This is a genomic window from Lysobacter sp. GX 14042 (genome assembly GCF_021390425.1).
GTDB lineage: Bacteria > Pseudomonadota > Gammaproteobacteria > Xanthomonadales > Xanthomonadaceae > Novilysobacter.
On the sequence record NZ_JAJUWY010000001.1, the window covers coordinates 490751 to 504023 of the forward strand.

Genomic DNA, 13273 nt, shown 5'->3' on the forward strand with positions numbered 1-13273 from the left:
AGAGAACGATGAACCTGATCAACACCCTTGCCGTCCGGCTGCCGCTGCACGCCGCGCTGGCCACCGCGGTGGTGGCCGCCACGCTCGCCAGCCCGGTCGCGGCCCAGCCGCAGGCCCACGCGCCGGCGCCGGCCGAGTCCAAGGCCTACCGTCCGGGCGAGTGCGGCGCGTTCACCGTCGCCATGATCCCGGACACCCAGAACTACATGGATTTCACCCGGCAGAAGGCGGAAGGCTTCCCGCTCGACGCGGTCGAGCTGTACTACGAGCAGATGCGCTATATCGGCGACAACGCCCGCAGCAACGGTGGCGACATCGTCTTCGCCACGCACGTGGGCGACGTCTGGCAACACTACTCGGAGTGGATGGACCCGGAACACGAGGCCCGGGGCTTCAAGTGGATTCCCAACCCCGCCGGCTCCAGCGTCGCCCGCCAGCCGTACCCCGAGGTGCGCGACTCCGAGATCCCCAGCGCCACCGAGGGCTTCCGCCTGATCGCCGGCAAACTCCCGTTCTCGGTCGTTCCGGGCAACCACGACTACGACGCCTTGTGGACGCACCCGGACTTCCCGCCGCAGCCCGGCAAGGACGGCGTCGTTGGCCTGCGTCACGTAGGCGGGCTCACCGGCTTCCTGTCGGCGTTCTCGGCCGACTCCGAATTCTTCAAGGACCAGCCCTGGTACGTCAGCGCCCACGGCAACGGCACCGACAGCGCCCAGCTGTTCACCGCCGGCGAGTGCACCTTCCTGCACGTCGGCCTGCAATACGACGCCCCCGACTCCTCGCTGGCCTGGGCGCGCCGGGTGGTCAAGCAGCATCCGGACATGCCGACCATCGTCACCATCCACAAGTACCTCAACCGCCAAGGCGAGCGCGCGGTCGGCGGCTCCACCGACCTGAGCACGCTGGACCGCGTCGACAACAACCCGCAGATGGTCTGGGACGACTTCATCAGCCAGCACGACCAGATCTTCCTGGTGCTCAGCGGCCACATCAGCGGACAGGGCTATAGCGTCGACTACAACGACATCGGCAATCAGGTGCACCAGATGCTGGCCGACTACCAGGGCCGTTCACGGGTGGGCGAGATGGCCGATCCGGACGGCAGCTACCATCGGCGCCCGGTCACCGGCGACGGCTGGCTGCGGCTGCTGGAGTTCAAGCTGGACGGCGAGACCCCGCAGCTCCACGTACGCACATACTCAACGTATTTCGACCAGTACAGCAGCGACATCCCCGAGTACGCCTCCTGGTACAAGCGCCACGAGGGCCAAGCGGACATGCCGGATGCGGATTTCGCCAGGCGCGACGACTTCGTGATCGAACTGGTCGATTTCCGTGAGCGCTTCGAAGGCTCCGTGGAACGGTAACCGGGCCGCCTGGGCACCTCAGCGCCGACGCAGCAACCACCAGGCCGCAAGCGCGACGCCACCGCCCACCAGCACCGCCCTGGCCGGCGACCGCTTCAGGTCGCCGGCCATGCCCTCGACCACGTTGACCCGGTCGGCGGCGACCAGCATCAGCCAGTGGCGCAGGTTGTTCTCGCTGTGGCGGAAGGCGGCGCGGCGGATCATGCCGCTGACGCCGGAGGGTGGTACGCGGGTGCCGAAGGTCCGGGAGTACTCCGGGCGTTCAATCGAGCGCAGCACCTCGACGGTCATCGGCTGCCGCGGCGGCGGGTCCTCCCAGGGCACGTCCAGCCGCGGTGGCGTGCGTTCCATCGGTACCGCCGGCCGCTTGCTGCGGTCCAGGTCCGAGCCCCAGCCCTGGATGTGGGCGAATTCGTTTCCGCTGTCCATCGTCGTCTCCTCGCCGGCCATCACTCGCCACCCCGGGCGGACGGCGGCACCAGCACCGGCTTGATGCAGTTGTCGAGCTTGCGGGCAAAGATGTCGTAGGCGTCGGCCACGTCCTCCAGCGGCACGCGGTGGGTGATGATCTCGCGCGGGGAGATGTGGCCCTCGCGGATGTGTTCGATCAGCCGCGGAAGGTGCCGTTTCACGCTGGCCTGGTTCATCCGCAGGGTCAGGCCCTTGTTGACGGCGTTGCCAATCGGCACGGCATTGAAGGTCGGCCCGTACACCCCGACGATCGAGATCCGACCGGCCTTGCGCACGCTGTTGATTGCCCAGTGCAACGCGGTGGCCGCGCCGCCCTGCAGCATCATCTTCTTGCCGGTCAAGGTCTGCAGCGCGTTGCCGGCGGCATCGCAGCCGACCGCGTCGATGCAGACGTCGGCGCCCAGCCAGTCGGTCATCTTCTTGATGTGGACGGCCATGTCGTCGACCTCGCTGAAGTCCACCGTTTCGCACTGCGCGAACCGGCGGGCGAACTCCAGCCTGTACTCGACCTGGTCGACCACGATCACCCGGCCGGCGCCGAAGAACCAGGCGCACTTGGCCGCGAACAGCCCCACCGGCCCGGCGCCGAACACCACCACCGTGTCGCCTTTTTCGATGTCGCCCATTTCCGCGGCCTGGTAGCCGGTCGGGTAGGCGTCGGTCAGCAGCACCGCGTCCTCGATGTGGATGTCCTCGGGAATCACCGTCGGGCCCACGTCGGCGAACGGCACCCGCACGTACTCGGCCTGGCCGCCGTCGTAGCCGCCGGCGGTGTGCGAGTAGCCGTAGAAACCGCCCAGCGCGCTGGCCTGGGAGTTCACGTTTTGGCAGTTGCCGTAGAGCTCGCGCTGGCAGAAGAAGCAACTGCCGCAGAAGATGTTGAAGGGCACCAGCACCCGGTCCCCCACGTTCACGTTCTGCACCGAGGGGCCGACCGCCTCGACCACTCCGGTGAACTCGTGGCCAAGGACGGAGCCGACCCGGGTGTCGGGCACCAGGCCGTTGTACAGGTGCAGGTCCGAGCCGCAGATGCACGAGCGGGTGACCCGCACGATGGCGTCGTTGGGGTGCTCGATCTCCGGTTCGGCGACGCGGTCGATCCGCACCTTGCGGGGGCGGCGGTAGGTGGTGGCAAGCATGGGGTTCTCCCGTGGGGGGGGGCCTGCCGCGCACACCGCACGGCCGTCGGTGCACCTTCCCGCCGGCGCCGTTAACGCGGCGCGTCGAACAGGTGACGCCGGGGCCGGGCGCCGCTCCCGACCGGCGCGGCCAACGGCACCGGTAGAATCCGCGCAGCGCCACGACGGCACTCAATCAACACGTTCCCGCCCGATGGATTCCACCTCGCCACCGGACCTGCTATCGGTCGTCCCAGACGGCCTGTTCGGGCCCCTCGCCTCGCCCAACCGGCGCCATTACTGGCGGCTGCTGGGCCGGCTGTTCGGCGAGTACTTCGGGCCGGACGCGCCGCTGCCGCCCAGCGCCGGCCTGCCGCGGCGCGAGATCACCGCGGCACTGGAGCGCTACCTGTTGACCGATGACCCCTGGGAGGACGCCGAGGGCGAGTCCCCGGACACCCCGGTCCCCGTGCGCGCGGCGGGCATCTACGAGCGCCTGCGCGCCGCCGGCTGGCTGCGCCAGGAGCGCATCGGCGCGCGCGAGATGGTCTCGATGACGCCGGTGGTCGCCCGGCTGCTGGCCACGCTGGTCGAGTTCAGCGAACGCGGGCCGGCGTTCCTGGGCGCCAAGATGCGCTCGATCGAACTGCAACTGCAGCAGGTGCTCGACGGTCAGGCTGGCGGCGACAGCCTGGACGAGGCCGCCGACCAGGCACGGCAGCTGCTCTCGCATGTCTCGGCGATCAGCGTGCAGGTGCGCGACCTGATGCCCGAGCTCAGCCGCGCGGAGTCCACCGCGCAGTTCGCCCGGCAGCTGTTCGAGCGCTACGTCGGCGAGCTGTTCGTCGGCGACTACGCCGAACTGCACCGCGCCGACCACCCGCTGGCCCGGCGCACCTCGATCCTGGCGATGGCCCGGCAACTCGCGCAGCCGCCGCTGCGCGAGCGGCTGCTGGCCTGGTATGCCGACAAGGCCACCCATGGCGATCCGGCCCGCGCCGCCCAGCGGCTGGAGCGCAGCCTGCGCCGGTTGCAGGAAATCGACCGCATCGATGAATTCCTGGCCCGGCTCGACGACGACATCCGCCAGGCCAACCGCCGCGCCCTCGCCTACCTGGACTACCGCCTGCGCGCACCCGACCGGCTGCATGCGCTGCTGCACCGTGCCTGCCGCGGCGCTTTGGCCGCCCCGGAGGGCGAGCTGCGCCTGCCGGCCGCGCCCGGCGGGCTGATGGACGAGACCCGGCTGCGTCCGCCGCGCAGCCGCCCGCGCCCCATTCCCCGTACCGCCAACGCCCAGCAGGCACCGACACCCGAGCAGCTCGCCCGGCTCAACCTGCGCCGCGCGATCCAGCGCGCACGCCTGGTCCTGCCCGACGATCTCGCCCGCTACGTGGCCCGCCACCTGGACGGACGCGAGTCGGTCGAATCGGACGTCCTGTCCACTGGCAGCATCGAGGACCTGCGCGCCTACCAGACCCTGGCCACGCTGGCCCTGCGCAGCCACCGCCCCGGCGGGCTGCGCCGCGACGACCCGATCCGCCGGATGCTGCGCGGCTTCAGCGTCGAACTGCTGCCCGGCAACCGCAGCGGGCACCCGCACCTGGAATCCCCGCGCTTCACCCTGCGCCGCACGAGGAAGACCGCCGCATGAAACGCTCCTGGGCCACGCTCGGCCAACTCTCGGGCGGGATGTACGTCCCGCAGGATTTCGAGCGCGCCGCCTACCGGCTGGTCACCGAGCAGGTGCTCTACGCCGCCGACCGCCGCTCGCGCAACGCCTACCACCTGGTGGAGACCTACCTGGCCGACTTCAGCGCCGCACTGGAGCCGCTGGGCATCCGGCTGGAGCGCAATGCCCACTACCGCTACGTGGTCGCCCTGCCCAGCCACGGCGAGGGCCTGCCGGTGACGCTGGAGGAGACCCTGCTGGTGCTGGTACTGCGCCAGCGCTACGACTTCGCCATGCGCCAGGGCCAGGTCGAGGACCAGGGCGAAGTACTGGTCGAACTGCCCGAGCTGCAGGAAGCCTGGCAGCAGATGACCGGCCGGCCGATGCCCGACACCGGCAGCCTGCGCACGCTGCTGCGCGCCCTGCGCCGCTGGTCGCTGTGCCGCGAGGTCGACAGCGAACCCGACGACCCGCAGCCGTTCCGCATCCTGGTGCGCCCGGCGATCGTGGAGATCGCCGGCCCGCAATGGCTGCAGCGCCTGGACCAGCACAACACGGACGACGACGACGACGCCGACGAGCCCGCCCCGCGCGCCACCGAGGACGAAGACGATGTTCCTGCTTGAGCGCGCCCATCTGGTGCAGTTCTTCCTGTTCCAGGCCCAGACCCTGGAGCTGGACCGCACCACCGCGATCATCGCCCCCAACGGCGCCGGCAAGAGCGCGCTGCTGGACGCGCTGCAGATCGTGATGCTGGGCGGCGACCGCAACCAGATCCGCTTCAACGCCCAGGCCGGCGGCAGCCACCGCGCGCGCACCATCCGCGACTACTGCCTGGGCGTGTACCGCGGCGGCGAGGACGGCCGGGTGCGCGACACCGCGACGACCTACCTCAGCCTGGTCTTCCGCGATACGGAGACCGACCAGGTCCTGACCGCCGGCATCGCCCTGGGTGCCTCCGCCGACGAGCCCGACCACCGCGTGCACGGGCTGTACCTGTTGCCCGGCGTGGCGCTGGAGCTGGAGGAGCACCTGGAGCAGGTCGACGGCCGCGAACTGCCGCTGGAGTGGGCGACTTTCCGCGAACAGGCGCTGCGGCGCTGCAGGCAGGCCGACACCCGCGCCGAGCTGCACCCCACCAGCGACCGCTTCGTGCGCGACCTGCTGGTACGCCTGCGCCCCGGCCCGACCGCCTACCTGGACCCGGCCGCCTACCGCAAGGCCTTCCAGAACGCGCTCAACCTGCAGCGGGTCACCGATGTCGACCTGTTCGTGCGCACCCTGGTGGCCGAGGAGCGCCCGACCGAGATCGCCCGCTTCCGTGCCCTGCTGGAGGGTTTCCGGCAGATCAAGGCGCGCATCGAGCAGGTCGCCCGGCGGATCGAGGAAGCCGAACTGGTCGAAGCCCGCTACCGCAAGCTGGCCGCCCAGGCCACGCGCGCGGCCAGCTACCGGGCGCTCGCCGCCGAATACCGGCGCGACGCCCACGAGGAGCAACTGGACACGATCGAGCAGTCGCTGGCCGAGGCCCGCGACGCCGCCGCGCACTGCCGGCGCTCGCTCGCCCAGGCCCGCAGCGACCTGCAGACCGCCAACGAGGACGCCGCCCGACTCCAGCAGCAACTGCAGGGCATGCGTGGCTACGGCGAGCAGGCCAGCCTGGACCAGCTCGCCGCCAACTGGCGCGATGACCTGGGCCGGCTCAAGCATGACCTGCTGCGCAACGCCGGTTTTGTGCGCGAGCGGCTGGCGTCCGCCGGCGCGCTCGGCCTGCCCGGCATCGATCCGGCACAGGTACGCGAACTCGCCCTGCCCTGGCAGGCGCTGTGCGACGTGCTCGAGGCGCTGCCCGCCGACGCCGAGGTCGAGCTTGATCCGCAGCAACTGCACGATCAGCTGCGCGACGCCCTGGCCCAGGCCGCCCCGCTGATCGCCGCGGTGACCCGCCACGCCCGCGAGGCGCAGAACGCCCTCGATGCCGCCCGCCAGCGCGCCGAGGCCGCGCGACAGAACCTGGCCCGGCTGTCGGCCGGCCAGTCCGAACTGCGCGCCGACGTCATCCGCCTGATGAACTACCTGCGCGAGGACGGCATCCACGCGCAGCCGGTCTGCGACCTGGTCCGGGTCACCGATCCGGATTGGCAGCCGGCCATCGAAGCCTACCTGCGCAGCCACGTCGAGGCCTTGCTGGTGCCGGCCGAGGACGAGGAGCGCGCGGTACGCCTGTACCGCGCCCTCAAGGGCAACCGCGCGGTGTACGGCGTGAAGCTGGCCCTGGCCAGCCAGGCGCGCCGCGAGCGCGGCAAGGCCCCGGCCACCGACCAGGTCGCCGCCCTGCTGGACGGCGACAACCGCGATGCGGTGGCCTACCTGCGACGCCAGCTCGGCGACCTGCGCCAGGTCGAGACCGAAACCCAGCTGGTGCGCGGCGATCGCGCCCTCAGCCGTGACGGCCTGGTCGCCAAGGGCGGCGGCATCGAGCGCCTGCGCCTGCCGGCCGCGGCGGAACTGCGCATCGGCGCCAGCGGCAATCGCGAGCGCGCCCGGCTGCTGCACGAGCAGCGCGAGCGTGCCGAAGCCGAGCTCCGCGCGCTGGAGGCCGAGGGCAAGGCACTGGCGACCTGCGCTGCCGGCCTGGCCCGCCTCGACGACCCGGATGCCGTCGCCGGGCAGGCCCATGCCACCCTGCTGCGCCACCGCGAGGTGTCCGGTCGCTACCGCGCCCAGCTGCGCCTGCAAGCCGAGCAGTCCGACCCCGACCTGCTGCGCCTGACCGAAGAGGCCACCGCATTCAGGGAACATGCCGCCACCCTGCAGGCGGCCGTGGAGAAGCTGATCCGCGAAGAGACCAAGGCCCAGTCCGAAGCCGAGTCGCTCGAGCGCGTCCTCACCAGCCTGCAGGCGCAGAGCGAGTCCATCGCCCGCGCCGCGGTGGACGCCTTCGGCCACGAGGACGTCGACCCCAACCTGGTCGAGCGTTACCGCGACGAACTTGACGAACGCTTCCCCGAGTCCGGCCCGCGCCTGGACCACTGCGATGAGCGCGCCGGCGCCGCCGAACGCACCCTGGCCGCGCAGTTGCCGGAAGCCTGGTCCGCCCTGGCCCAGTACGCCCGCGACCACGGCCTGTCGCTGGAGTTGGAGCCGGAGCAATGGCGCCCGGCGCACGCGCTGCTGGAAAAGGAAATCGCCCAGCTCAAGGGCACCGAGCTGGTCCAGCACCAGGCCGCCGCCGAAGAGGCCTACAGCACCGCGGTGGAGACCTTCCGCGCCAACGTCGCCTCTGCGCTGTACGACAACTTCACCCGCCTCAGGCACCAGATCCACACGCTCAACCGCACCCTGCAGCGCAGCCCGGCGTTCTCCAACAACGAGCGCTACCAGTTCAGGTACGAGGTCGCGCCGGAACTCAAGGACCTGCACGGCTTCATCAAGCGCGCCACCGAGGCCGGCGAGAGCGACACCCTGTTCGGCAGCGCCGGCGAGTTGCCGGCCGCCTTCCGCGACATCATCGAGGACCGCGCCAGCGGCAAGTCCGGCCAGCCCTCGCCACTGGACGACTACCGTCGCTTCTTCAACTTCGAGGTGGTTATCAAGCAGGAGGACAGGGTGATCGGCACCCTCAGCGAGCGCATGCGCTCCGGCTCCGGCGGCGAGCACCGCGCGCCGCTGTACGTGATCGCCGGCGCCGCGCTGGCCGCCGCCTACGGCAAGGGCGAAGGGCTGGAGGGCGGACTGGGGGTGATCATGCTCGACGAGTTCGGCGACAAGATCGACTCCCAAAACGCCCGCGCCACCACCGACTACCTGCGCTCGCTGGGCCTGCAGCTTGTGCTGGCCGCGCCCGACACCGCCCAGGGCACCCTAACCGGCGTGCTCGACAGCTACGTCGAACTGTTCCGCGATGGCCCGCTGCTGCAGATGGAGCGCCACGTGGTCACCGAGGCCGGGCGCGAGCTGCTGGCCAGCGACCAGTTCGAGCTCCACCCGGAGCTGCTGGCGGCCGAGATTGCCCGGATCACCGGCGAGCGCGCCGCCACGGCCGCCACCAGGGAGACCGTCGATGGACAGTCCGGCGTCGAGCCCGGCAACACGGCTTCTTGAGCGCCTGCTGGCACGCGGCGAAAACGCCCGTGCCCGGGATGATACCCGCGCGGTGCGGCTGACCGGGCGAAGCTGCCCGGAATACGCCGGACTGGATTCACTGGCGGAGTTCGAGCGCTTCCACGGCCAGCTCGCCGATGCCGGGCGCACCGGCGCGATCAAGGTCGAACGCGAACGCGGCCGTGACGCGTTCCACGCCGTGGTCCTGCTGGACCTGGACCGGCTTGGGGCCCATCTCGGCCGACGTTTGCGCGGCGACCGCGTCGCCGAGGCACGCGCGCTTTTGGCCCGGTGGCTCTCCACGTACCCGGTGCTGGAGGAAGTACTGGAGCGCTGGGAACAGGGCAAGCCGGTGCGCGGCAATGGCCCGGACGCGGCCCCGGCACTGCGCGATGCCTTGCAAACGGTCGACAGCCGCCGCGCCGGGAACTACGCCGAGCGGATCCTGCGCCGCGAGAGCGTGCGCCTGTTCGGCGACAGCAAGCGACTGGAACGCCTGACCCCGTGGCTGGACCTGGTCACCACCGGCGAACTCACCCCCAGCGGCCTGCACGACGAGGACATCCGGGGCTCGCTCGGGCTGCGCCGCGAACCGCAGCCGATGCTGGTCGCCGGCCGTGGCGAGGTCGAACTCGAGGACACCCGCCTGCCCCTGTGCCGTCCGTACCTCGGCCTGCCGGTGGATGCGGTCCGGGGTATCGCCAGCGACGCCCGCTACCTGCTCACCATCGAGAACCTGGCCAGCTTCCACGATGCCGCCCGCGTACTGGCCGCAACCGGCAGTCCCGGCCTGCTGGTCTATACCGCCGGCATGCCCTCGCCTGCCTGGCGCGCGCTCTACCGGCGGATTCTCGCCGGCCTGCCCGCCACTGCGGCGGTCTACCACTGGGGCGACATCGACGAAGGCGGCTTCCGGATCGCCGCCGCGCTGGCGGTGGACGTACGCCAACAGGAGCGGACCCTGCAACCCTGGTTGATGGCGTCGGCTTCGATCCCGGAGCCGATGCGAACCGAAACCGTGTCGTCAGCCGCACTGGCGCGGATGTCGTACTGGGCAGCCGCAGCGGGTTGGGAATCGATCGCGATGCAATTGCACAAGCACCCGTTCCGGATGGAGCAGGAAGCACTCGACCCGACCCTTCCGTAGTTTCTCCACATCCACAACACCGTTGCCCGGCTACACAGACATTCCCCCGCGACAGGAACCCGGCATGCGCCATCACGACGATCCCGCCACCGCGCCCTCGGTCGACCTGGAGCGCTACCTGGGCACCTGGTACGAAATCGCCCGGCTGCCGATGCGACACGAGCCGCCGGACTACCGCGACATCACCGCGACCTACTCCCTGCAGGACGACGGCAAGGTCCGGGTCGCCAACCGGGCGATCAATGGCGACGGCGAGCGGCAGGAGTCCATTGGTGAGGCCACGCCGGTGCGCGGCAGCCACAACAGCAAGCTTGAGGTGAGCTTCCTGCCCGACGGGCTGCGCTGGATCCCGTTCACCAGGGGCGATTACTGGATCCTGCGGGTGGACCCGGACTATCGCGTGGCCCTGGTCGGCAGCCCGGACCGCAAGTACCTGTGGCTGCTGGCCCGCGAACCCCGCATCGATTCCGCCACCCGGCTCGGGTTCCTCGCCACCGCGCAGGCCCAGGGCTTCGAACTCGACGAGCTGATCGACACCCCGCAGAGCGGCACCACCACGAACCCGTAGTACCGGCGGGCCGCGGCACCGGTGAACCGGTCAGGGCCGCGCCGGCCCCTCAGCGCGCCCCGCAGCCAGCAGCTGTTCGAGCCGGGCGTCCTTCTCCTGCCAGAGCCCGTTCATCCACTGCTGGAAGCGCGTGCGGTAGGTCCGGTCACCCTGGTAGTCGCCGCCCAGCAGCTCCGCGGGGATCGGCCGCTGCTGCACCCGTACGTGCACCGCCGGCACGCGTCCGGCGATCAGGTCGATCATCGAAGGGCGGCCGCCCGGATAGGCGATGGTGATGTCCAGCACCGCGTGCAGTGCATCGCCCATGGCATCGAGCACGAAGGCCACCCCGCCCGAGCGGGGCTTGAGCAGGTGGCGGTAGGGGGAATCCTGCCTCGCGTGCTTTTCCGGAGTGAACCGCGTGCCCTCCACGAAATTCATCACCGATACCGGAATGGACCGGAACTTCTCGCAGGCACGCCGGGTGACCTCCATGTCGCGCCGGCCCAGTTCCGGGTTCTTCGCGATCTGGCTGCGGGTGTAGCGGCCCATGAACGGGAAGTCCAGCGCCCACCACGCCAGGCCCAGCACCGGTACCCAGAACAGCTGCCGCTTGAGGAAGAAACGCAGCAGCGGGATGCGCCGGTTGAACACTTTCTGCAGCACCACGATGTCGACCCAGCTCTGGTGGTTGGCCAACACCAGATAGTGGCCGTCCACCTTCAGGTCGGCCTCGCCGACCACCTGGAAGCGGGTGCCGGTGAAGCGGTCGAGCATGGCGGTGTTCACCGCGATCCAGCTCTCCGCCAGGCCGGTCAGCACCCGGTTGCAGGCCTGGCGGATACGCTTGAACGGGAGCAAGGCCTTCAACAGCGCGGCGAGCAGCAGCGGGCCGACGTGCAGCAGGGTGTTGAGGGCTACTGCGGACAGAAGCAGCGCCACGCGCAACCACGTGATCAGAAGCACCGGTCAGCCACTCCTGGAAAGGGGCGGAAGAGTAGCAAAGCACCCGGCTTCGTGGCGCGGCCACCCTGCCCCTGCGTTTCGGATGCGCATCCACGCAATGCTGCACCCTGCGTGGGTCAGGGTTGAACCCCGAGGGCGCGTGATTTAGTGTGCTGGTCCTGTATATCAGTGACTTCCTGCGGAACTTGTCCATGTCCCTTCCCCGTCGCGCCACCCTTCTCCCCGTGGCGGCCACTGCCGCCCTTCTGGCCTCCGGCTGTACTGGCGTGATCTCGAAGGAGATCGCGACCGAGCGGGCGAATCTCCACGACAGCCCGCTGGAACTCGGCACCGAGGGGGACCCGCCCGCCAGCATCGACCTGTCCGGCGCGGTGACGATCGGCGGAGACACGCTGCCGCTCACCGATGCCCAGCGCGCGCTGGCCGCGGACTATCGTGCTTCGGTGATCGACCTGACGGACCATGTCCTGGAGGGCACGGCGAAGCTCACCAACCGCGCCATGGCCACCGCCCTGCTTGGCGCCTTCAGCGGCTTTGGCGATGCAGCGGAAAGGCGCATCGAACGCCAGGCCGAGGCGATGGTCCATTCGGACGAGCTCTGCGGGCTGCTGGAACAGGTACGCCAACGCCAGGACCGGATGGTGCAGGCGGTGGAGGCCCTGCGGCCCCATGCCTCGGTCAGCCGGCAGGACGTGGAGGACTGCACTGCCGGCCGCCCGTACCACGCCGGACTCTAGGAGGCACCCATGCACAAGGCACTTGCAGTGTTCGGCCTTGCACTCTGCTTCGCCTGGCCCGCCGCATCGCCGGCACGGCAGGTCGACCTATCCCGGCTCGATGGGCACATGGCCGGACCGCGGGCCCGGGTACTGGTGCTCGGCTCGGTCCATCTGTCGGAGCTGCCGGACAGCTTCGACCCGCAGACCCTGGCACCGGTGATCGACCTGCTTGCCGACTTCAGGCCGGACATCATCACCGTCGAGGACATCCGCGGCGACGGCTGCGACCACATGGCGCGCTACCCCGCGACCTATGACCCCGATGCGCTGGTGCGCTTCTGCGGCAACACGGAGGCCGCCCGGGCCGCCACGGGCCTCGACGTACCCGCAGCCCTCGCGGAAATCGACCGGGTATTGGCCGACTGGTCCACGCAGCCCACCCCCGCACAGCGGCGGCGTCTGGCGGCCCTGTTCCTGGCGGGCAACGACAGGACGTCCGCGTTGGTCCAGTGGCTGCAGCTGCCACCGGCGGAGCGCATTCCGGGTGAAGGCCTTGACGGTGCACTGGTGTCGCTGCTGGACAAGGCGACGACGACGCGCAACGAGGGGTACCAGATTGCCGCCGTGCTCGCCGCCCGCCTCGGCCTGCAGCGCGTGTACCCGATCGATGACCACACCGGCGACGCCCTTGACGTTCCACCCGCCGAGACCGGCGCCTTCTCCGAGGCCCTCGTCACCGCATGGGCCTCCGGCGCCGCCGGATGGGCGCCTTTCGAAAAGCGGATCCAGGCATTGAAGGACGGCGGCGACATGCTCGCGCTGTACCGCTACTACAACCGTCCCGACGTGCTGCAGCACAAGGTCGAGTCGGACTTCGGCAGCGCCCTCCGCGACGCCTCGCCGCAGCACTACGGCCAGCATTACGTGGCCGGCTGGGAAACCCGCAACCTGCGCATGGTCGCCAACATCCGCGAGGCCTTCCGCGGCCGGCCAGGGGCGCGCGTGCTGTCGCTGGTCGGCGCGACGCACAAGCCGTGGTTCGACAGCCTGCTGGGGCAGATGCAAGGCGTGGACGTGGTGCCGGTGGAAGCGGTGCTGGGTCCGGGCACGCAGGTCCGCCGGGAGGACTGACGCGGAGCCCTCGGGATGTACCCGTTGG

General features: G+C 70.4%; 11 protein-coding genes. 8 read left to right on the forward strand and 3 right to left on the reverse strand.

Annotated features, from left to right (window positions below):
- The first annotated feature begins 8 nt into the window (after positions 1-8).
- Positions 9-1370: a hypothetical protein gene (locus LY625_RS02295; protein WP_233737378.1), complete on the forward strand. Its 1362-nt coding sequence runs from the start codon at positions 9-11 to the stop codon at positions 1368-1370.
- 18 nt (positions 1371-1388) lie between these two features.
- Here the strand turns inward: LY625_RS02295 and LY625_RS02300 are convergent, their stop codons facing one another.
- Positions 1389-1799, reverse strand: a complete 411-nt coding sequence (locus LY625_RS02300; protein ID WP_233737379.1) for a hypothetical protein — start codon at positions 1797-1799, stop codon at positions 1389-1391.
- Between the two features lie 20 nt (positions 1800-1819).
- Positions 1820-2980, reverse strand: a complete 1161-nt coding sequence (locus tag LY625_RS02305; protein WP_233737380.1) for a zinc-dependent alcohol dehydrogenase — start codon at positions 2978-2980, stop codon at positions 1820-1822.
- 193 nt (positions 2981-3173) lie between these two features.
- Between LY625_RS02305 and LY625_RS02310 the strand changes: the two genes are divergently transcribed.
- The 5 genes from LY625_RS02310 (at position 3174) to LY625_RS02330 (ending at position 10450) form a co-directional block, all read left to right on the forward strand.
- Complete coding sequence (locus LY625_RS02310) at positions 3174-4613, forward strand: Wadjet anti-phage system protein JetA family protein (protein ID WP_233737381.1); 1440 nt, start codon at positions 3174-3176, stop codon at positions 4611-4613.
- Positions 4610-5257 (forward strand): DUF4194 domain-containing protein, encoded by a 648-nt coding sequence (locus tag LY625_RS02315; RefSeq protein ID WP_233737382.1) that lies wholly within the window; start codon positions 4610-4612, stop codon positions 5255-5257. The genes LY625_RS02310 and LY625_RS02315 overlap by 4 nt, the downstream gene beginning before the upstream one ends.
- The gene (locus LY625_RS02320; RefSeq protein WP_233737383.1) at positions 5244-8735 is read left to right on the forward strand and encodes an SbcC/MukB-like Walker B domain-containing protein; all 3492 of its coding nucleotides are present in this window, start codon (positions 5244-5246) and stop codon (positions 8733-8735) included. The genes LY625_RS02315 and LY625_RS02320 overlap by 14 nt, the downstream gene beginning before the upstream one ends.
- Entirely contained in the window at positions 8695-9882 is a 1188-nt protein-coding gene (locus LY625_RS02325) for a Wadjet anti-phage system protein JetD domain-containing protein (RefSeq protein WP_233737384.1), read from the forward strand. The genes LY625_RS02320 and LY625_RS02325 overlap by 41 nt, the downstream gene beginning before the upstream one ends.
- Before the next feature lie 64 nt (positions 9883-9946).
- Positions 9947-10450 (forward strand): lipocalin family protein, encoded by a 504-nt coding sequence (locus LY625_RS02330; RefSeq protein ID WP_233737385.1) that lies wholly within the window; start codon positions 9947-9949, stop codon positions 10448-10450.
- 30 nt (positions 10451-10480) lie between these two features.
- Here LY625_RS02330 and LY625_RS02335 read toward each other — a convergent pair whose 3' ends face one another.
- Entirely contained in the window at positions 10481-11386 is a 906-nt protein-coding gene (locus tag LY625_RS02335; protein ID WP_233737565.1) for an acyltransferase, read from the reverse strand.
- Positions 11387-11586: 200 nt separating this feature from the next.
- On the opposite strand from LY625_RS02335, the gene LY625_RS02340 reads away from it, so the two are divergent.
- The gene (locus LY625_RS02340) at positions 11587-12132 is read left to right on the forward strand and encodes a hypothetical protein (protein ID WP_233737386.1); all 546 of its coding nucleotides are present in this window, start codon (positions 11587-11589) and stop codon (positions 12130-12132) included.
- 9 nt (positions 12133-12141) lie between these two features.
- Positions 12142-13245 carry a DUF5694 domain-containing protein gene (locus tag LY625_RS02345; RefSeq protein WP_233737387.1) on the forward strand — a complete coding sequence of 368 codons (1104 nt, stop codon included), beginning with the start codon at positions 12142-12144 and terminating at the stop codon, positions 13243-13245.
- Positions 13246-13273: the final 28 nt, after the last annotated feature.